General features: G+C 71.8%; 17 protein-coding genes. 8 read left to right on the forward strand and 9 right to left on the reverse strand.

What is annotated here, in order from left to right; all coding sequences use genetic code 11:
* From HZS56_RS20300 to HZS56_RS20315, 4 genes are all read left to right on the forward strand, one after another.
* The coding region (locus tag HZS56_RS20300; protein WP_216722155.1) for a winged helix-turn-helix domain-containing protein at positions 1-634 on the forward strand (634 nt) is incomplete at its 5' end.
* A 113-nt stretch (positions 635-747) separates the two neighbouring features.
* A complete protein-coding gene (locus tag HZS56_RS20305; RefSeq protein ID WP_216722156.1) occupies positions 748-2,019 on the forward strand; it encodes a sensor histidine kinase in 1,272 nt (423 codons plus the stop codon).
* A complete protein-coding gene (locus HZS56_RS20310) occupies positions 2,004-2,657 on the forward strand; it encodes a LuxR C-terminal-related transcriptional regulator (RefSeq protein WP_216722157.1) in 654 nt (217 codons plus the stop codon). The genes HZS56_RS20305 and HZS56_RS20310 overlap by 16 nt, the downstream gene beginning before the upstream one ends.
* Before the next feature lie 296 nt (positions 2,658-2,953).
* Positions 2,954-4,489 (forward strand): DUF1996 domain-containing protein, encoded by a 1,536-nt coding sequence (locus tag HZS56_RS20315; RefSeq protein ID WP_216722158.1) that lies wholly within the window; start codon positions 2,954-2,956, stop codon positions 4,487-4,489.
* Positions 4,490-4,606: 117 nt separating this feature from the next.
* Here the strand turns inward: HZS56_RS20315 and HZS56_RS20320 are convergent, their stop codons facing one another.
* A complete protein-coding gene (locus HZS56_RS20320; RefSeq protein WP_216722159.1) occupies positions 4,607-5,047 on the reverse strand; it encodes a hypothetical protein in 441 nt (146 codons plus the stop codon).
* 128 nt (positions 5,048-5,175) lie between these two features.
* Between HZS56_RS20320 and HZS56_RS20325 the strand changes: the two genes are divergently transcribed.
* The 3 genes from HZS56_RS20325 to HZS56_RS20335 all read left to right on the forward strand — a co-directional run bounded on the left by HZS56_RS20325 (position 5,176) and on the right by HZS56_RS20335 (position 8,493).
* Entirely contained in the window at positions 5,176-5,685 is a 510-nt protein-coding gene (locus HZS56_RS20325; protein WP_216722160.1) for a tetratricopeptide repeat protein, read from the forward strand.
* Positions 5,686-5,777: 92 nt separating this feature from the next.
* A complete protein-coding gene (locus HZS56_RS20330; RefSeq protein ID WP_216722161.1) occupies positions 5,778-7,709 on the forward strand; it encodes a hypothetical protein in 1,932 nt (643 codons plus the stop codon).
* Positions 7,710-7,785: 76 nt separating this feature from the next.
* Positions 7,786-8,493, forward strand: coding sequence for a TetR/AcrR family transcriptional regulator (locus HZS56_RS20335; RefSeq protein ID WP_216722162.1), 708 nt, complete (start codon positions 7,786-7,788; stop codon positions 8,491-8,493).
* Here HZS56_RS20335 and HZS56_RS20340 read toward each other — a convergent pair.
* From HZS56_RS20340 to HZS56_RS20365, 6 genes are all read right to left on the reverse strand, one after another.
* Positions 8,472-8,828, reverse strand: a complete 357-nt coding sequence (locus HZS56_RS20340) for a 5-carboxymethyl-2-hydroxymuconate Delta-isomerase (protein WP_216722163.1) — start codon at positions 8,826-8,828, stop codon at positions 8,472-8,474. The genes HZS56_RS20335 and HZS56_RS20340 overlap by 22 nt on opposite strands.
* A 99-nt stretch (positions 8,829-8,927) precedes the next feature.
* Positions 8,928-10,310: an alpha-amylase gene (locus HZS56_RS20345; protein WP_216722164.1), complete on the reverse strand. Its 1,383-nt coding sequence runs from the start codon at positions 10,308-10,310 to the stop codon at positions 8,928-8,930.
* Positions 10,311-10,485: 175 nt separating this feature from the next.
* Positions 10,486-12,177, reverse strand: coding sequence for a glycoside hydrolase family 13 protein (locus HZS56_RS20350; protein ID WP_216722165.1), 1,692 nt, complete (start codon positions 12,175-12,177; stop codon positions 10,486-10,488).
* Positions 12,178-12,345: 168 nt separating this feature from the next.
* Positions 12,346-13,263: a sugar ABC transporter permease gene (locus tag HZS56_RS20355; RefSeq protein WP_216722166.1), complete on the reverse strand. Its 918-nt coding sequence runs from the start codon at positions 13,261-13,263 to the stop codon at positions 12,346-12,348.
* Between the two features lie 13 nt (positions 13,264-13,276).
* Positions 13,277-14,281 (reverse strand): carbohydrate ABC transporter permease, encoded by a 1,005-nt coding sequence (locus tag HZS56_RS20360; protein WP_216722167.1) that lies wholly within the window; start codon positions 14,279-14,281, stop codon positions 13,277-13,279.
* A gap of 128 nt (positions 14,282-14,409) precedes the next feature.
* Complete coding sequence (locus HZS56_RS20365; RefSeq protein ID WP_216722168.1) at positions 14,410-15,681, reverse strand: extracellular solute-binding protein; 1,272 nt, start codon at positions 15,679-15,681, stop codon at positions 14,410-14,412.
* A 443-nt stretch (positions 15,682-16,124) separates the two neighbouring features.
* Here HZS56_RS20365 and HZS56_RS20370 point away from each other — a divergent pair, with 443 nt between their 5' ends.
* Complete coding sequence (locus tag HZS56_RS20370; RefSeq protein ID WP_216722169.1) at positions 16,125-17,159, forward strand: LacI family DNA-binding transcriptional regulator; 1,035 nt, start codon at positions 16,125-16,127, stop codon at positions 17,157-17,159.
* A gap of 66 nt (positions 17,160-17,225) precedes the next feature.
* Here the strand turns inward: HZS56_RS20370 and HZS56_RS20375 are convergent, their stop codons facing one another.
* Complete coding sequence (locus tag HZS56_RS20375; RefSeq protein ID WP_216722170.1) at positions 17,226-18,104, reverse strand: RICIN domain-containing protein; 879 nt, start codon at positions 18,102-18,104, stop codon at positions 17,226-17,228.
* Between the two features lie 72 nt (positions 18,105-18,176).
* Positions 18,177-20,480: a right-handed parallel beta-helix repeat-containing protein gene (locus HZS56_RS20380; protein ID WP_216722171.1), complete on the reverse strand. Its 2,304-nt coding sequence runs from the start codon at positions 20,478-20,480 to the stop codon at positions 18,177-18,179.
* Between the last annotated feature and the right edge of the window lie 110 nt (positions 20,481-20,590).

The following is a 20,590-nucleotide window of genomic DNA, read 5'->3' on the forward strand; positions in this document are numbered from 1 at the left end:
ACCTCGTCCCGGCCCCCGGCACCGGCTGCGCGCCGTGGACCGGGACGAGGTGGTGGACGTCACGGACCTGCTGCCGCCGGGCGCGACCTGGCTGCCCGCTCCCCCGCACGCCCTGCCCTCGCTGCCGGGCCGCCCGCCGATGGTCGGCTACCTGGTGCTCGTCCCGGCCGACCAGCAGCCGCCGTTCCCGGTGCTCGGTGCGCCCGCCGCTCCGGCCGGCAGCGGCAGTGGCGGACACCCCGGCGGCGACACGGTCCGGCAGGGCACCCCGGACCTCCGGAACGCCCCTGCCCCCGCAGCCGCGCAGGATCCGCCCGGCGCCGCCCCCGCCGGCGCGGGCGACCCACTCGTGCGGATCGACGCCGCACGGCGCACCGCCGCCATCGACGGCCGTGAACTCGACCTGACGTACCTGGAGTTCGAGCTCCTCGCCCATCTGGTCACGCATCCGCACCGGGTGCACACCCGCGACCAGCTGGTCACCACGGTGTGGGGCTACGGACACGTGGGCGACGGGCGGACCGTCGACGTGCACGTGGCCCGGCTGCGCCGCAAGCTCGGCACGGAGCACCGGCGGACGATCCAGACCGTCCGCCGCGTGGGCTACAAGTACACACCGCCCACCGGACGCTGAGCCCGCCGCGGGGCACGGTAGGGGCGACCCGGGCCGGGGTGTACCTGACACCACCCCGCGACCGGGGTGCCCGGCCCCGTGTCCCGCCTCCTCACGTGCGCGAGACTGGCCCCATGAGCATCGAGACGAAGAGCGAAGCCGGAACACCCGGGACACGGGCGCGGGACGTGGCAGTGGCGGCCGTGCGGGGACTGGCGCTGATGTTCGTCTCCCTGCCCGGCGCGGTGCTGTGCTTCTCCCTGACCCTGGTGTCCGTCGCCCTCGTCCCGATCGGTATCGGCATCGTCACCACGCCGTGGGTGCTCACGGGCGTACGCGCCTTCGCCGACCGGCGGCGGCTGCTCGCCGCCCAGTGGGGCGGGGTGCGGATACCGCGGACGTACCGGCCGCTGCCCGCGGACGCCAACCCGTGGGCCCGCACCTTCGGCATGCTCGGCGACCCGGCGACCTGGCGGGACTTCCGCTGGCTGCCGGTCGACATGACGGCGGGCTTCGTCACCGCGCTGCTGGCCTTCGCGGTGCCGGTCTACGCCCTGGAGGGCTTCGCCATCGCCGCCGGCCTGTGGCGGGCCACGCCCGACGGGTACTGGTACCTCTTCGTCCATGTCACCGGGCAGCTCTCCGCCCTCTTCGCCGCCGTCCTGGGCGCCGTGCTCCTCGTAGCCTCCCCGATCCTCACCCCGCTGCTGCTGCGCGCCCACTTCACCCTGACCGGCGCGGTGCTCGGCGCGGGTCAGGAGGAGCTGGCCGAGCGGGTGCGGGTGCTGACCGAGACCCGCCGCGACGCCGTCGACACCTCGGCGGCGGAACTGCGCCGCATCGAGCGCGACCTGCACGACGGCGCGCAGGCCCGGCTGGTCGCCATGGGCATGGACCTGGGCACCATCGAGGCACTGCTGGAGAAGAACCCGGCGAAGGCCAAGGAGCTGCTCGCGCAGGCCCGCCAGTCCTCGGCCGAGGCCCTGACCGAGCTGCGCGACCTGGTCCGCGGCATCCACCCGCCGGTGCTCGCCGAACGCGGTCTCGGCGACGCCGTCCGCGCCCTGGCGCTGCGGGTGCCGCTCGCGGTCGAGGTGGACGTGAACCTGCCGGGCCGGGCCGACGCGCCCGTGGAGTCGGCCGGGTACTTCGCGGTCAGCGAGGTCCTCACCAACGCCGCGAAGCACTCCGGTGCCGACCGCGTCTGGATCGACATGCACCACCAGGACGGCCGGCTGCGCATCACCGTCACCGACGACGGCAGGGGCGGCGCGGCGATCGGTGCCGGGTCCGGCCTGGCCGGGGTGGAACGGCGACTGGGTACATTCGACGGCGTCCTGGCCGTCAGCTCACCCGCGGGCGGTCCCACCATGGTCACCATGGAGATCCCTTGCGCGTTGTCCTAGCCGAAGACCTTTTCCTGCTGCGCGACGGGCTGGTGCGGCTCCTCGAGGCCCACGACTTCGAGATCGCGGCGGCGGTCGAGACCGGCCCCGAGCTGTCCCGGGCGCTGGCCGAACTGGAGCCGGACGTCGCCGTGGTCGACGTCCGGCTGCCGCCCACGCTCACCGACGAGGGGCTGCAGTGCGCGCTGGAGGCCCGCCGCAACCGGCCGGGGCTGCCGGTGCTGGTCCTCTCCCAGCACGTGGAGCAGCTGTACGCGCGCGAGTTGCTGGCCGACGGCGCCGGCGGGGTGGGGTACCTGCTCAAGGACCGGGTGTTCGACGCGGAGCAGTTCGTGGACGCCGTACGGCGGGTGGCCGGGGGCGGCACCGCGATGGACCCGCAGGTCATCCAGCAGCTGCTCAGCCGGCGTGCGGCGGAGGACCGGCCGCTGGAGCGGCTGACGCCCCGGGAGCTCGAGGTGCTGGAGCTGATGGCGCAGGGCCGGACCAACGCGGCGATCGCCGCGAAGCTCGTCGTCACGGAGCGGGCGATCGCGAAACACACGGCGAACATCTTCGCCAAGCTGACCCTGGAGGTCTCGGACGACGACAACCGCCGTGTACTGGCGGTTCTCGCCTATCTGGACCGCGGCCGCTGAGCCCGTCGCGCGTCCCACGCGTCCCACGGTCCCCGGCAATTTCCTGAACGGCTGAACATCCTTGGAGCGGCTCCCGTAATCAAGGGAGCCGCTCCACTCAGGTTGGGCGCCTCGGCGCCCGGTGCTCCTCAACGAAGTCAGAGGAGTTCCGTGACTCCGCCTCCGCCGACGCGGTGGCTTCCGGCCCCCCAAGGCCGCGGTCCAGCCCGAACCGGCCCCTCACGGGACAACGGACACATTGCCAGAGCACAGGGAAGCCCTCTCGGCCCCGGCCGAGCGCCCTCGCTAGGAGACTGATGGGACGCAATACAAGAAAACGCCGTTCACCGCTGGCCACCAAGGTCGTAGCCGGGGCGGCGGCCCTGGCGGTCGGCGGGGGCGGGCTGGTCTGGGCCAACTTCTACGCCTCGGCGCACGAGTCGGGCTCGTCGCACCACCGGACCAGGTCCGCGGGTGCGCAGGTCGCCACGATCCAGTGCCCGGACGTCGGCCAGAAACTGCGGAACGTGCCGCGGGGAGCACGGTCCGGGGTGGACAAGGAGCTGGCGAGGCTCGACGAGCAGATCACCGAGGCGTACGCGCGCCTCGCCTCGACCCGCCAGGCGCAGTCGGGCGACTCGGGCTACGTCCAGAACGCGATTCTCGGACCGCTCAAGTCCAAGCGGACCGCCGCCCTGGACCGGATCGGGACCAACATCCGGCGGGTGGGCGGCAACGCCCCCGACGGACTCGGCCGCTTCGCCGAGTGCCGTGGCATGGGCGCCGACCAGCCGGGCGGCGGCAACGGCGACAACGGCGACGGTGACAACGGTCAGGACGGCGGTCAGGACAACGGCCAGGGCCAGGACGGCGGCCAGAACGGCGGCCAGGACGGTGGTCAGGGCCAGGACGACAACGGCAACGGTGTCGCCGGTCCGGTGGCCGACGACTTCATCGACATCAACGACGTGCAGCCCAACAGCCGGGGCAGCCAGAACGGTCTGGCCGCCAACGGCGACGGCGGCTCCACCGGCACCTTCACCACGGACTGCGGCGTCAACGAGAACAACCTGTTCAACAGCGACAACCTGATCGCCGCCCCGGGTGTCGACAACGGCGCCCACCACACCCACGACTACGTCGGCAACCAGGACAACGACGCCTTCTCCAGCGACGAGGACCTGGCCAACGCCGAGACCTCGTGCCAGAACCAGGGCGACAAGTCGACGTACTACTGGCCGGTGCTGCGGCTCCAGGACGGCACCGAGGAGTTCGACGCGAACGACCAGGGCGGCGGCGCCGAGGGCAACATCGGCAAGATCCTCAAGCCGGCCCAGGCCGAACTCAGGTTCGTCGGCAACCAGCAGGGCGACGTGGTGGCGATGCCGCAGTTCCTGCGCATCATCACCGGTGACGCCAAGTCCTTCACCAACGGCGACGCCAACGCCAACACCGCGTGGAGCTGCTCCGGCTTCGAGGACCGGCAGGTCACGGACAAGTACCCGCTGTGCCCGGAGGGCAGCCAGGTGCTGCGGACGGTCAACTTCCAGAGCTGCTGGGACGGCCAGAACACCGACAGCGCCAACCACCGCGACCACATGGCGTTCGTCCAGCAGGACGGCAGCTGCCCGGACAACTTCCAGGCCATCCCCCAGCTCCAGATCAAGCTCGCGTACGACATCCCGGCGCCGACCGTGGAGAACGGCCAGGTGCAGAACCCGTACGCGGTGGACAGCTTCCCGGAGCAGTTGCACAAGCCGATCACGGACCACAACGACTTCATCAACGTCATGGACGAGAACCTGATGAACGAGGTGGTCGACTGCATCAACCGCGGGGAGGACTGCCAGTAGCCGCACCGGCGGGACGGTGGTGACCGGGAGGGCCGGTGGCGGATCATCCGCCACCGGCCCTCCTTCGCGTCTGAGCCGTCAGGCCCCCGTCAACACCGTCAACGCCGTCAGCGGCCGTCAGCCGTCGTGTCCGGCGTGTTCGCCGTGCCCGGCCGAGTGCCCGCCGCCACCGTGCTGCACGCCCTGCTCCAGGGTCCCGCCGAGCCGGCCGCGGAGGTCCGCCACCACGTCCTCGTGGCCGACGGCGACCCACTTGCGGCCGACGAGGTAGTAACCCCCGTAGTCCTTCGCGGTGTTGATCCACTCGCGCTGGCCCCGGTCGGTCGAGAAGGTGGCGAGGATGTACTTCTCCCCGCCCTTCTCGCAGATCGCCTGGCGGATGGTGTCGGCGTCGGTCTGCATGTTCGGGGCGGTGCACTTCGCCTCGGCCGCCAGGTGTTCCAGGCTGCCGGTCACGGTCTCGGGGACGGCGTCCCCGCCGTCCCCGCCGCCGCAGCCCGTCAGCGCCACCGCCGCCACCAGGGCGGCGGCCGTGAGCATCGGTCGGGTCAGCTTCATCTTTTCCTCCGGTCCGTTCCGGCGACATGCCGCGCGGAGCCCCGGCGCGGGGCTCTGTGCACCGGTACGGGGGCGGGCCCCGTTTTACTCAGCGGCCCCCGGGGGTCGAAGTCGCCTACTGTGGCCTGGTGGACCAGGACTGGGAAAAGCGCGTGACGGCCGCATGGGCGGCGATCGACGACTACGCCGAGGACGACGCCGCCGGCTTCAGAGCGGTGATCGACGCCCTCGCGGACGAGTTGCCCCCGGACAGCCCCCTCGGCCTGTTCGAGCGGGCCTGCGCCTGGGACTCCACCGGCCACTCCGACCGGGCCGTGCCGCTGTACCGCGAGGCGCTGGAGCGCGGCCTCTCCGAGGCGAGCGCCTACAAGGGGCGCCGGGCGAAGATCCAGCTCGCCAGTTCCCTGCGGAACACCGGAAACCCGGAGGAAGGCGTGCTGCTGCTGTCGCCCGAACTGGTCGCGCCGTCCGACGAGTTGGACGACGCCGTGCGCGCGACGCTGGCGCTGTGCCTGTCGAGCATGGGCCGCGACCGCGAGGGCCTGTCCCTGGTGCTCGGCGCGCTCGCGCCCCATCTGCCGCGCTACCAGCGCTCGATGGCCAACTACGCGCGCCTGCTGGTGGAGCCGGAGGAGTAGCGCCTCCACGAGCGGGGTCCCCGGAGGCGAACTCCCCGAGGGCGGCGACGGGCGTACGGTGACCATCGCCCCGTTCACTCGTTCTGCTGTACGTGCAGCCACAGGATGTCGCCCCGCGCCCCGCACCGTCCTCCGCCTCCGCGGCCGACCCGGTCGTCGACGTCGAGCAGGCCGAGGCCGCGCTCGTCGAGCACTATCCGCGGCTGGCCCGGCTGGCCTACCTGGTGCTGCCGCCGGGCCTCGGCCGCAGCCGCCGGGTCCTGACCGCGCACGCCCTCACCCAGCGCGCGCTGCCCCGCAACCGGACGACGGCGCCGCTCGTCCCGGCCCAGCAGTCCGGCCGCCCGGTCGACCCGGGGTACGCCCTGATCCGGCTGCGGGTGATCCGTACGGCGCTGGAGGCGGGCCTCCCGCTGCGGCGGCGGGCCTGGCCCAAGCGGTCCCAGCTGCCGCCGCTGCTGCCGCACGTACGGGGGCTGAAGCTGTTCCCGCGCTCGGGCGGCGCCGACGAACTCGCCCTGGACCAGCGGCTGTCCGCGCTCTCCGCGCCGGGCCGGGCGGCGTACGTGCTGCGCGGCCTGGAGCGGCTCCCCGACGACGGTGTGCGGCAGGTGCTGCGCGCCGCCGGGGTCGCCGACCCGGACGCAGCGCTGCGGGAGGCCGACGGGATGCCGGGGCCGGGCCCGCTGCTCGGCTCCTCCGAGTTCGACCCCTGTTCGCTGCAGGCCCGGCCGACCGACCTGATGCGCCGCCGCCAGCACACGAAGGCGGCGCTGGTGGCCGGGGCGGCGCTGGTGGTGTGCGGGGTGCTGCTCGGCCTGCCCGGTGACGGCTGGGGGCCGGACGGCGCGGCGGCCCCGCCCTACGCGAAGAACCCGGCGGCCGAGGCCGCCCTCGACCCGGCCGAACTCACCAAGGTCGCCCCGGCCGCCTGGAAGACGTCCGCGCGCACGGACTTCTCGGTGTGGCCGGCGCGCGGCGGCCTCACCGGCGACGAGGAGTTGCTGCGCCGCGCCCTGGCCGTCTGGGCACGGCCCGGCGAGAGCGTGGGGGTCTCCGCGACGCCGGGTACCCAGACCGGCGGCCCGGCCGGTCCGCCGCACCTGCTGTACGCCGGGGAGGTGGACAACACACGGGTGGTGATCCTGCACGACGGGCTGCGCCTCGTCCGGTACGCCGAGCCGAAGGACGGTTCCGCCGGTGCCGCGCTGGACTTCGCGCGGACCGACGGAGCGGCCCGTGCGGAGTCGGGTGCGGTGGTCCTCGGCCGGTCCGACGGCAACGTCCGGTATCTGACGGCGCCCTGGGTGACGAAGGCGGCCGGCCGGGACCTGGTCGGGCCGGACTCCGGCGCGAAGGAGCTGACGCTCACCGACGGGGTGACCGCTCCGCTGGCCAGTCCCGTGCAGGAGCAGTCCGGGGCGTGCACGTCCTGGAACGCCCTCGAGCTGACCGACGGATCGGACACCCGCGTGCTGTCCGACCTGGGCGAACTGGTCCCGGCCCGGCTCACCACCGGGCGGCCCGGCGCGGCGAAGGACGTCTCGGGCGAGAAGGCCCGGGACGCCTGGGAGCCGTACGCCTGCTCGCTGGGCGCGGTGCGCGGGCAGGGGGTGCGGTCGGTGAACGCCTGGGAGTTCGCCTCCCAGCCGCTGCCCGACTCGACCGGGTCGGGCGCCTGGGTGTGCACCCGCGCCGACACCTGGCGGGGCGACGGGGCCCGGGTACTGGCGCAGTTCCGGACGCCGGGCGGGGTGCAGGGTGCGGTGGCGGCCAAGGCGCAGGACGTGCCGGCGTGCGGCGAGCGCGATCCGCAGGTGCTGGCCGGTGTGCTGTGGAAGTCGGAGGGCGGGCACTGGTACCTGCTCGCGGCCGGCGGCGGGGACACCGAGTCGATCGAGGCCACGGGCGGCATCACCGGCTCCGCCGACGGGAACCTGCTGACGGCCAAGGCCGAACAGGGCGCGCGGGCCCAGCTGAAGGGCACCCTGAAGAACGGCCGGACGATCAGCGGACTGCGCTAGGGGGTATCGCCCGGAGTGAACATCGTTGCCCGGTCTGGTCCATTCAAGGGCCGGATTCGATCGGTAAGGTGTTCGTATGACTACCGGGGTACGCCGCAGAATGGGCGTCGAGGAGCGGCGGCAGCAGCTGATCGGCGTCGCGCTCGATCTGTTCAGCCGCCGCTCGCCCGACGAGGTCTCCATCGACGAGATAGCGTCGGCCGCGGGGATCTCGCGGCCGTTGGTCTACCACTACTTTCCGGGCAAACTCAGCCTGTACGAGGCCGCGTTGCGGCGCGCCTCGGACGATCTGGCGGCGCGCTTCGAGGAGCCGCGCGAGGGTCCGCTGGGCGCACGGCTGCTGCGTGTCATGGGCCGCTACTTCGACTTCGTCGACGAGCACGGCCCCGGTTTCTCGGCGCTGATGCGCGGCGGTCCGGCGGTGGGCTCGTCCACGACCAACGCGCTCGTGGACTCCGTACGGCAGGCCGCGTATGTCCAGATCCTGTCGCACCTGGACGTCGCCGATCCGCCCGCGCGCCTGGAACTGATCGTCCGGTCGTGGATCTCGCTCGCCGAGTCGACCGCGCTGATCTGGCTGGACGGGCGCCGGATCCCGCGGGCGGAACTGGAGGTCCAGCTCGTGCACGACTTCGCCGCGCTGGTGGCGGTAAGCGCCGCCTACGACGAGGAGATGGGCGCCCTCGTGCGCCGCATCGTCGACTCCGAGCCGGCCGAGGGCCCCTTCGCGGACCTGGTCGGCCGGCTGGTGGGACTCGCCGGTCAGTCCTCGTACTTCCGGTAGGAGGGGTCGAGTTCGCGTACCTCGGCGGAGGCGTGCAGGGCGAGGCCGCCGGACGGCTTCACGTGCTGCCGCAGCAGTTCCAGGACCGCCTCGGTGAGCCGGGCCTTGGTCTCCTCGGTGCGGCCGGCGAGCAGCCCGACGGTGACGTGCACGACGGCGTGCCCGTCGGTGCCGGGGCCGACGGTGGTGTCCTCGGTCCGGCGGAACTGCGTCTTGCACGCCGGCGGCCGGGCGGCCGCGATCTCGACGACGCCCTCGTGCAGGGCCCGCGCGAAGGCGGGCCGGTCGAAGTCGTCCGCCAGCTCGGCGGAGTAGTCGACGGTGATCTGCGGCATGAGCCCTCCTGTTGCGTTCCCGTGCGTGCCCGGCGCCTGAACAGCAGGGCTCACCCTAACCGCAGGACCACGCCCTTCAGCCGGCCCCCGTGCACCGCCTCAGCAGCCGGACCTGCCCGCGTACAGGGCGAGCGCCGTGTGGGCGCCCAGGGTCGCGGTGAACTGTCCGGAGCCGTTCACGTCGACCGTGCCGCCGCTCTGGACGTCGCAGTACGTTCCGGCCGGCAGGGACGTCCGGTAGGTGCCCTCCAGCGGGCCCGGCTCGTGGTTGAGGACGACGAAGCCCTGGTCGCCGCGGCCGAAGGCGATGGCGTCGTTGCCGTTGTCCCACCAGTCCGTGACCGCCTGGCCGCGGGTGGCGTTGCGGAAGGCGACCATGGACGCGATCTCGGGCCAGGCGTGCTGGCACTTCCAGCCGTCCTGCCCGCAGGCGTCCACCCGGCCGCCGTTCGGGGGTCCGGCGTCCGCGTCCGACCACTCGTAGCCGGAGTTGACGTCGGGCGCGCCGTAGGGCCAGGCCAGCATGAAGACGTTGGCCAGGGTGTAGGCGGCGTCGTTCTTGTAGCTGAGCGTGCTGCCGTTGCGCTCGGTGTCGTGGTTGTCGACGAAGACACCGGCGTCCGCACTGCCGAGGTAGCCCCAGTCCTCGCCGTAGTTCTTCAGGTACGCGAGGTTCTCGTCGTTGAAGACGCGCTTGAGGTCGTAGGCGTAGCGGAACTCCTGCACGTCTCCGGTGCCGGTGTACTCGGCCGGCTGGACGGCCTCGCCGGCGCCGTGGATGACCTCCTGCTTCCAGTACACGGACGGGTCGGACAGCCGGGACCTGATGTCCGCCAGGTCGTCGGCCGGGATGTGCTTGGCCGCGTCGATCCGGAAGCCGTCGACGCCCAGCGAGAGCAGGTCGTTCAGGTACCCGGCGAGCCTGCCGCGGACGTACTCCTCTCCGGTGTCGAGGTCGGCGAGGCCCACCAGTTCGCAGTGCTGGACGTTGTAGCGGTCCTGGTAGTCGCTGATCTCGGCGGTGCAGTCGTCGAAGTCGGGCGCCGAGTACAGCCCGGGGTAGTCGTACTTGGAGTACGACGAGCCGCCGGTGCCGGTGCCGCTGCCCGCGGACATGTGGTTGACCACGGCGTCGGCGACGACCTTCACACCGGCCGCGTGGCAGGTGTCCACCATGTCCTTGAAGGCGTCGCGGTCGCCGAGCCGTCCGGCGATCTTGTAGCTGACGGGCTGGTACGAGGTCCACCACTGCCCGCCCTGTATGTGCTCGGCGGGCGGGGAGACCTGCACGTAGCCGTAGCCCGCGGGGCCGAGGGTGCTGGTGCACTCCTTGGCGACGGAGGCGAAGTTCCACTCGAAGAGGACGGCGGTGACGTCCTTGGCTCCGGGCGGGGAGGCCTGCGCGCCAGTCGGGGTCATGACAACCGAAGCGGCCGCGAGGGCGACCGCCGCCGTGAGGGTTCTGTGTGCCGTGCGTGCCATGTGGGGGTTCCTTCTTCGTCGAAGGCTCTGGGGACACTGAAGGTTCTTGCTGAAAGCTTCAGCAAGTTTTCGGGTGACGCAGATACTAGAGGCCCGCCGCCCGAAAGGGCAGCGGGCCGTACGGAATTGAATGAAAAAACTTCCAGGCAGGGTGCCCGGGGAACCTGCCGGCCGGTCAGGAGGCCGACCACCACACCGTCGTGTCCGCCGGAACCTTCGCCTCGCCCGACGCCTCGGTGACCTCGCCGGTCGCGAGCAGCAGCCGGCCGTACGCCGGCATCGGCACGGACTCGCCGGTGGTGTTGGCCACGCACACGAACTCCCCACGCCGGAAGGCGAGGACGCCCTCGGGGGCGCGCAGCCACTCCACCGCGTCGCCCGCACCCAGGCCGGCCTGCTCGCGGCGGACGGCCAGCGCGGCACGGTACAGCTCCAGGGTCGAGCCGGGGTCTCCGGTCTGCGCCTCGACGCTCAGCCCGCCCCAGTCGGCCGGCTGCGGCAGCCAGCTGCCGCCGTCGCCGAAGCCGTACGACGGTCCCGTGCGCGTCCAGGGGATCGGCACCCGGCAGCCGTCGCGGAAGCCGTCCTGGCCGGCGCCGCGGAAGTAGGCGGGGTCCTGGCGGACCTCGTCGGGCAGGTCGACGACGTCCGGCAGGCCCAGCTCCTCGCCCTGGTAGACGTAGGCGGAACCGGGGAGGGCCAGCATCAGGAGGGTGGCGGCGCGGGCCCTTCGGAGCCCGAGCCCGCGGTCTCCGGCCAGCCGGATCTGGGTGCCGAGGCCCGCCGGGTTGGCGAAGCGGGTGGCGTGCCGGGTGACGTCGTGGTTGGACAGCACCCAGGTGGCGGGGGCGCCGACGGGGCGCATGGCGTCCAGGGTGCGGTCGATGACGGTGCGCAGTTCGGCGGCGTCCCAGTGGGTGGCCAGGTACTGGAAGTTGAAGGCCTGGTGCAGTTCGTCGGGGCGTACGTAGTTGGCGGTGCGCTCGACGGTCGGGGTCCAGGCCTCGGCGACGAAGATGCGTTCGCCGGTGTACTCGTCGAGCACCAGCCGCCACTCGCGGTAGATGTCGTGGACGCCGTCCTGGTCGAAGAACGGCATGACATCGTTGCCCAGCAGCGTGAGCTGCTCGTGGTTTCCCAGGTCGGGCAGGCCTTCGGCCTTCACCATGCCGTGGGCGACGTCGATGCGGAAGCCGTCCACGCCCATGTCCAGCCAGAACCGCAGGACGGAGCGGAACTCGTCGCCGACGGCCGGGTGTTCCCAGTTGAAGTCGGGCTGCTCGGGGGCGAACAGGTGCAGGTACCACTCCCCCGCTGTGCCGTCGGGCTCGGTGACCCGGGTCCAGGCGGGACCGCCGAAGATGGACTCCCAGTCGTTGGGCGGCAGTTCGCCGTGCTTCCCCTTGCCGGGACGGAAGTGGTAACGGTCCCGGGAGGGGGAGCCGGGGCCCTCGGCGAGGGCGCGTTTGAACCACTCGTGCTGGTCGGAGGAGTGGTTGGGGACCAGGTCGACGATGATGCGCAGGCCCAGTGTGTGGGCGTCGCGGATCAGCGCGTCGGCGTCCAGGAGGGTGCCGAACACGGGGTCGACGGCCCGGTAGTCGGCGACGTCGTAGCCGGCGTCGGCCTGCGGGGAGGCGTAGAAGGGGCTGAGCCACACGGCGTCCACGCCCAGGTCGCGCAGGTAGGGCAGGCGGGTGCGGACGCCTTCCAGGTCGCCCATGCCGTCGCCGTTGCTGTCGGCGAAACTGCGCGGGTACACCTGGTAGATGACCGCGTCCCGCCACCAGTCGGGGCGTCCTTCGACGGCCGGGACGGCGGCGACGGCGGAGGTGGGGGCCGGTGCGGCGGAGTGCTGCTGGCTCATGTCGTCCTTGCTGTATACGGACTTGGCGGGTACGGGCTTGGCGGGTACGGGCTTGGCGGGTCCGGGCTTGGCGGGTCCGGGCTTCCCAAGTTCGGCGGGTACTGGCTTCCCGGGTACGGGCTTGCGGGTACGAAGGTCTTCTCATTCGTTGATACGGGCAGCCGGGCGTCAGCCCTTGGTGCCGCCGGCGGTGAGGCCGGTGACCAGGTTCTTCTGCACGAGGTAGAAGAACGCGGAGACGGGTATCGCGACGAGGACGGCGGTGGCGGCCATCAGGTGGCGCTGCGCGTCGTGCTCGCTGACGAAGCTCTGCAGGCCGACCGCGAAGGTGTACTTCGTGTCGCTCAGCATGAACGTCGAGGCGAAGGCGACCTCGCCGAAGGCCGTGATGAAGCTGTAGAAACCGGCGACCGCGAGGCCCGGCCGGGCCAGCGGCAGGATCAGCCGGAAGAAGGTGCCGAACGGCGACAGCCCGTCCACCCGCCCGGCCTCGTCGATCTCGAAGGGAATGGTGTCGAAGTACCCCTTGAGCAGCCACGCGCAGTACGGCACCGCGGTCGAGCAGTAGACGAGGACGAGGCCGAGGTAGCTGTCGACGAGCTGGAGCGAGGACAGGATCTGGTACATCGGCACGATCAGTACGGCGATGGGGAACATCTGGGTGACCAGCAGGATCCACATGAGCTTCCGGTAGCCGGGGAAGCGCATGCGGGAGACCGCGTAGCCGGTCGTCGCGGCGACCAGGACGCCGATGACCGTGGTGCCCAGTGAGACGATCAGCGAGCTCTTCAGCCAGTCGAAGAAGTTCGTGTGCTGGAGCACGAAGGTGTAGTTGTCGAGGGTCATCTTCGACCAGATGCCCCCGGGGTGCAGGTAGTCGTCCTTGTCCGGGCCGAGCGACAGGTAGACCAGCCAGGCGACCGGGAAGAGCGCGACGAGGCTCGCGACGCTCAGGACGCCGTGGGAGGCGAGGGACGCGGCGCGGCCGCGTTCGCCGCGGCCGCGGACCTTGCGCTGCGGCACGGTGGACCGGGTGTCGGTGGCCTGCTCCGCCGGGGCGGCGGCCGACGCGGTGCTTGTACTCATGGCGGCTCCTGCCTCAGTTCGCGAGCTGCTGCTCGCCCCGGTTCAGCCAGCGGCGGTAGAAGGAGGTGAAGACGATCAGGATGGCCAGCAGCAGGATGCCGTAGGCGGCGGACTGCGCGAAGTCGCGCGGCTGCTGCCCGAAGCCGAGCTGGTACGCCCAGGTGACGAGGATCTGCGCGTCGGGCGCGGTGTTGCCGAACAGCAGGAAGATCACGGCGAACTGGTTGAAGGTCCAGATGACGCCGAGCAGGACGACGGTGGAGCTGACCGACCTGAGCCCCGGCAGGGTGACGTACCAGAAGCGCTGCCAGGCGTTCGCGCCGTCCATCTCGGCGGCCTCGTAGAGGCTGTGGTCGATGGACTGCAGGCCGCCGAGGAGCGAGACCATCATGAACGGCACCCCGCACCAGGTGTTCACCATGATCGCGGAGAAGCGCTGCCAGAAGGTGTCCTCCAGCCAGGCCGGGGTCGGCAGGTGCAGCCAGTCCAGGGCGGAGTTGATGATGCCGGAGTCGGCGAGCATGAAGCGCCAGCCGAAGACCGTCACGAAGGTGGGAACGGCCCACGGCAGGACCAGGATCAGCCGGTAGAAGGTGCGCCCGCGCAGCTTCTGGTTGAGCAGCAGGGCGAGGCCGAGCCCGATGAGGAAGTGCAGGCCGACGCAGACGGCCGTCCACACGATGGTCCAGATGAAGTGCGACCAGAAGCGGTCGTACGCGGTCGGGCCCCAGAGGATGTCGGCGTAGTTGTCCAGGCCGACGAACTTGTAGGTGGCCTCGATCTCGTTGACGCCGATGGTGCGCGCCGAGTTGAGGCTGTTGGCGTCGGTGAGGGTGAGGTAGAGGCCGTAGCCCAGCGGATACAGCACGAGGACGCCGATCACGACGGCCACCGGCGCGATCATGGCGTAGGCGTACCAGTGCTTCTGGTAGCCGTCTTTGAGACGCCGGCCGAGGCCGGGCCGCGGGGTGCGGTCACCGCGGCGCCTGCCGGTCGCGCGGTCGATGGCGACTGTCATGGTTCGACACCTTCAGGAGCATCGGGACGAGCGGAAGGTCGGGGGGTGCGGCGCTCGGTGCGCCGGCCCGCCGGGTCCCTCCCCTCCGTGGGGACCCGGCGGTCGGGCGGGTCAGGTACGGCGCGGCGTCACTTGCCGAAGTCCGGCACCAGCTTGGCGATCGCGGTCTCGGCGTCGCCCAGGCCCTCGTCCAGGGACTTCTTGCCGCCGGCGATCTGCGGCAGTTCGTCGTCGAGCGGCGTCCACAGGGAGCTGTACTCGGGCAGCGCCGGGCGCGGCCGGGCGGCGGGCAGGACCGTCTGGAAGCCGGCGATGCCCGGGTCGGCCTTGACCTCGTCGGTGTAGGCGTCGTCGCGGGTCGGCAGCGTGGAGTTCTTCAGGGCGACGGTCTCCTGGGACTTCGCCGAGGCCATGAACTTGACGAACTTCAGCGCGGCCTCCTGGTGCGCCTGGTCCGAGCCCGCGTAGACCGAGAGGTTGTGGCCGCCGGTCGGGGAGCCCGCCTTGCCGGTGGAGCCGGCCGGGACGGTGGCGATGCCGAGGTTGTCCTTGTCCTTGAAGGCGGAGCCCTTGTAGAAGTTGGTGATCTCCCAGGGGCCCTGGATCGTGGAGGCGACCTTGCCGCTGATGAACGCCTCCTGGATGTGGGCGTAGGCGTCGGCGGTGGTGTCGGCCTTGTGCAGGCCCTTGCCGTCGAACAGGCTCAGCCAGGTGCCGTAGGCCTGCTGGGCGGCGGGCGCGTTGACGGTGACCTTCCGGGCGTCGGCGTCGACGGTGTCGGTGCCCTCGCCGTAGAGGAACGGCTGCGCGTAGTAGCCGGCGGTGGAGGCCCAGTAGCCGTCGACGCCGGTCTTGTCCTTGATGGTGGCGGCGGCCTTCTTCAGGTCGTCCCAGCTCTTCGGCGCCTCGACGCCGGCCTTCTGGAACAGTTCCTTGTTGTAGACGAAGGCGAGGGTGTCGGTGACCAGCGGGACGCCGTAGGTCTTGCCCTCGTACTTCGCCTGCTCGATCAGGTTGGGCTGGAAGGCGTCCTGCTCGGCGAGGGCCTCGGTGCCGTCCAGCGGCAGGAAGAAGCCCTTCTTGGCGAAGGCGGGGGTCCAGCCGACCTCGGCGCGCAGCACGTCGGGGGCGCCCTTGGAGCCGGCCGCGGTGTCGAACTTGTTCTGCGCCTGGTCGAAGGGGACGTTGACGAAGTTGACCTTGATGCCCTTGTGGGCGGCCTCGAACTCCTTGACCAGGGCCTTGTAGGCCGGCGCCTCGTTGGTCGCGTTGGAGGTGTCCCAGTAAGTGATGGTGACCGGTCCGCCCGACTCGCTGTCGCTGCCGCCGTCCCCGCCGCACGCCGTCGCCGCCAGGGCGAGGGACGCCACCAGCGCGGTGGCCGCTATGCCACGCCGCATGAGTTCTCCTTGAGGGTGAAAGCCCGTGTGGTGCAGGGTGCGGGCCCGTCCGCCGCTCCTGCCGACACCGACCGCGCCATCGCCGTCGTCGGGCGACGTGAACGTAACAGCGTGGAAAGCTGCGCGAAAGGTCTTGCAGCAAAAAAATGCAAGAGATCTCCGAAGTTATCCGGGCGTGACCCGGGGGCGATCGCCGTGAGACCCTGGCAGACACCTTGCGGACAAGGGACGAGCGGTCTGTTTACGGGGATCTAGCGGGATCGGGCGCGACGGAGCGGGATCCCAGCGCTTGTGCAAGAATCTGCAAGCTCTTGCCGTCACATTCATGAGGGAGCGCGATGACGCAGCAGCCGGCGCCGGGTCGTCCGACGGGCCGTGCAACAGGCCGCCCACGGCGCCCGATCGGTGTGCAAGGCGGCGGCCGACCGGTACAGTCCACCCCTGTGACCACACGGCTTGCCGACATCGCTGCCCAGGCGGGGGTGAGCGAAGCGACGGTCAGCCGGGTCCTCAACGGGAAGCCGGGCGTCGCCGCCACCACCCGCCAGTCCGTGCTCGCCGCCCTCGACGTGCTGGGTTACGAGCGCCCGGTACGGCTGCGACAGCGCAGCGAAGGTCTGGTGGGCCTGATCACCCCGGAGCTGGAGAACCCGATATTCCCGGCTCTTGCCCAGGTCATCGGCCAGGCGCTGACCCGCCAGGGCTACACGCCGGTCCTCGCCACGCAGACCCCGGGCGGCTCCACCGAGGACGAGCTGACCGAGATGCTGGTGGACCGCGGGGTCGCCGGGATCATCTACGTCTCGGGCCTGCACGCCGACACCACTGCCGACATGCAGCGCTACGAGCGGCTGCGGGCGCAGGGCGTGCCCTTCGTCCTCGTCGACGGCTTCTCCTCGCAGGTGCAGGCGCCGTTCATCTCCCCGGACGACCGCGCCGCGATGAGCCTGGCGGTCACGCACCTGGTCTCGCTCGGCCACACCCGGATCGGACTGGCCCTCGGCCCGAAGCGGTTCGTGCCGGTGCAGCGCAAGATCGAGGGGTTCGTCCGCACGGTCCGGGACCAGCTGGGGCTGGATGCCCGGACCGTGGAGAACGAACTCGTCCAGCACTCGCTGTACACCCTGGAGGGCGGGCAGGCGGCGGCCGCCGCGCTGATCGAGCGGGACTGCACGGCGGTGGTCTGCGCCAGCGACATGATGGCGCTGGGCGCGATACGGGCGGCGCGGCAGCTGGGCCTGGACGTGCCCAAGGGCGTCTCGGTCGTCGGCTTCGACGACTCGCCGCTGATCGCCTTCACCGACCCGCCGCTGACGACGGTCCGCAAGCCGGTCCCGGCGATGGGGCAGGCGGCGGTGCGCACGCTGCTCGAGGAGATCGCGGGGACGCCCGCGCCGCACAGCGAGTTCGTTTTCATGCCGGAGCTGGTGGTACGCGGCTCGACCGCGTCGGCACCGGGCGAACGCCCCCGTCCCTGATCCCCCTGGCAGTACTTCTCACCGGGGCCGGGTACGGCGTACCCGGCCCGTCGGGCCCCGTGCCGCTCAGGCGGCCTTGAGGAGCCACTGCTGGGCCCGCATGCTGTTGCAGTGCCACTGGCGCACGTTGGTGCCCGTCTCGCTCTTGCCGGCCTCGACATCCATGCAGTACCGGCTGTGCCCGGCCGCCAGGGTGCGGTAGCCGTCACCGACTTCCGTCAGCGACCACCGCTGGGACATCGACTCGTTGCACGCGAGCATGGCGATGTTCCCGCCCGCCTCGGTCGACGCGTTGGTCACGCCCACGCACCGGCCGCCTTCTTCGAGCCGGTACAGGTCCCGCCCGGCCTCGCGCAGCGTGAACGTCTGGTTCCCGCCGGTCGTGCAGACCCACGACACCACGTTGGTGCCCACCGCGCCGTTGTCCGAGCCGCGGTCCAGGCAGGTGCCCAGCGCGGAGAGCAACTTGTACTGCTTGCCGTCGACCAGGGCGTTCTTGTCCTGGGCGGTGAGCTTCCTGGGAGCGCTGTCCTTGGCCTTGTCGTCCTCGTCCTTCTCGTCGGCCGCCTCGGACGCCGGGGCGCTCTTCTCCGGTTCGGGCTGCGCCGCGGCGGGCGGCGCGGCGGCCGGCGGTGCCGCCTGCGTCTGCTCCTTCGTGGGCTCCTCGGAGGGTGCGTCCTTCTTCTCGTCCTCCGCGGCGGGCTTCGACTTCTCCGTCGGCTCCGCCGAGACGGAGGGGCCCGGCTGCTGATCGGCTGCCAGGTCCGTGCGGTCGTTCCCCACGACCGCGCCCGCCGCGGTGACGCCGAGGGTCACGGCGGCGACCGTGGCCGTGGCCCAGACGAGCGTCGTCGCGACGCGACGGCCCGGCAGCAGGCCGCGCGGGGCCTTCGCCGGCTTCTTCCTGAACGCCGTGACGAACTCGTCCTCCGGTTGGTTCACCATCGGTCTCTCTCATCCATCCTGTGGGGGTCGGTCGGGCTGTTCACGTGCGCCAACGCACCGGCTGCGCACGACTCACCTGACGGGCAGCGGAAGGTCCAGTTCCTCCAGGGTCATGAGCTGGTCGGCGGCCGGGGCGGTCAGTTCGGCCATGCGCATCGCCTGCCGCTCCGTCATCTGCTGGAAGAGCTGACGCGCCGTACGGCCGTTGCCGAACCGCTCGTCGCGCGGCACGGAGCCGAGGAACGTCCGCAGCGCCGTGCGTCCCGGGCCGCTGAGCTGGTAGCGGTGCCTGCGGGCGTGGTGCTCGACGATGCTGACCAGCTCGTCGTCGGAGTAGTCCGTGAAGAGCAGGGTGCGGGTGAAGCGGGAGGCGAGGCCGGGGTTGGAGCCGATGAAGCGGTCCATGTCGTCCGGGTAGCCGGCCGCGATGACGACCACCTCGTCGCGGTGGTCCTCCATCAGTTTGACCAGCGTGGCGATGGCCTCGCTGCCGAAGTCCTGGGCCACGCCGGGCGGCGTCAGCGCGTACGCCTCGTCGATGAACAGCACACCACCGCGGGCGCGCAGGAACGCCTCCGTGGTCTTGGGACCGGTGTGCCCGATGTACTCGCCGACGAGGGCGCTGCGGTCCACCTCGACCAGGTGGCCGTGGGACAGCAGACCGAGGGCGCTGAGCAGCCGTCCGTAGAGCCGGGCCACCGTGGTCTTGCCGGTACCGGGGTTGCCGGCGAAGACGAGGTGACGGCTGAGCGGCGGCGCCGGCAGCCCGGCCTCCTCGCGCAGCCGCACCGTCTGCATCAGCTTGACCATGCCGCCGACGTCGCGTTTGACGCCGTCGAGGCCGACCAGCTCGTCCAGTTCGGCGAGCAGGTCCTCGAGCGACTCCTCCGGGGGCTCCTGCACCAGCTCCTCCAGGACCGGGTCCACGGGCCGCTCCCCCGGGTGGGCGGCGGCACCGCCCCCGGGCCCCGTACCGCCTCCGGCGGGCCCCGCAACGCCTCCCGTGGGCGCGGCGGGACCGACGGGTCCGGCAGGTCCGCCGGGTCCGGCAGTGGTCTTCGGTGGCCGGGGGGTCTCCGGGTCCTGGGGCGGGACGTCGGGCCGGCGCGAGGTGAGGACCGGCAGACTCGGCGTGCCGACGTTGACCGACACGCAGTTCTCGATCACCGGCCGGGCGTCCTGCGCCAGCCCCAGGTCATGTGCGGAGTCGAAGACACGGCAGCCGAAGAAGCGGGGGGCGGCGTCGCGTGCGACGTACAGCGCCGGCAGCTCGGCGGCCAGCACGTCGCAGTGGTCGAACGCGCCGCGGGCGCCCTCACCGGCCATGATGCCGTGCTTGCCACTGCGTACGATGCGCACCGCGCGCAGCCGCGGATCGGCACCGGCGCCCAGCTCCACGCCGTTGCCCCGCTGCCGGGCCAACGAGCTGTGCAGCAGCACCGACTCCTCGCCGGACCGCAGCCGGACCCCGGTGTCGCCTCCCGTCACGCGGGCGTCGCGCAGCAGCACCCGGGCCTCGTCGCGCACCTCCACCCCGCACAGCGTGGCGTCGGCGATCGTCGTCTCGTCGATCTCGGCGCGGGCCGTGTGCTCCAGCCGCACACCCGAACGGGCCGGCTTCTCCACCCGGCAGTCGGTGAGCAGTACTTCCGCCCGGTCCTGCACCAGTATCCCGTGCCGTCCCGCGCCGAAGATCCCGCTGCCCCGCAGCAGCACCCGGGAGGCGTCCCGGGCCCGTACCGCCGAACCCGAACCGCCGTGCACCCGGAGCCGGTCGGCCCGCAGGACGGCGGTGTTGGACACGGCGACCCCGATGCCGTCCACCCCTTCGACCGAGGTGTCGTCCAGCCGGGCCCTGGCGTCGCCGGTCAGGTGCAGCGCGGTGTGCCGGGAGCCGCGGAACCTGGTCCGCAGGGCGAGCAGCACGCCGCCCTCGGTGGGGTCCTCGAACTCCTCGACGAGGTCGTGGTCCAGGGAGATCTCCGCGACGGGCGGGTCCGGGCGCACCACGGTGGAGCGGGAACCGAGCACCTCGACGCGCCCCCGGGCGACGACGCAGTCCTCCAGCCGGAGGGAGGCGGCGTCCTCGATCTCCACCAGCGTCTCGGACGGTTCCTCACCGCGCAGGACCAGGCCCTCGATCCGGCAGCCGGGCGCGGCGACGGTGAGCGGGGCGCCGGCGCGGACCTTGATCATGACGGAGCCGTCGCCGTGTTCGGGGCGCAGGGTGACACGGCGGACGAGCCGTACGGTCTCCGGGTACTCACCTGGCGCGATGCTGATCACCGCGTCGGCCGGAGCGTCGGCCAGCGCGTCGGCGATGGTCCGACGGGCCCCCCGGGTGCGGGGGGCCACGCGTATCAGCTCTTCGGTCATGCTCGGGACTCTCTGTTCGGGTCGGCCGTCGTGGTTCCGGGTGCCTGGACCTGAGTGCCCGGCCGCTCACGGACCGACGGGGTGCATCCTACGATGATCATCTGACCGGC

Source organism: Streptomyces mayonensis (genome assembly GCF_018982965.1).
Classification (GTDB): Bacteria; Actinomycetota; Actinomycetes; order Streptomycetales; family Streptomycetaceae; genus Streptomyces; species Streptomyces mayonensis.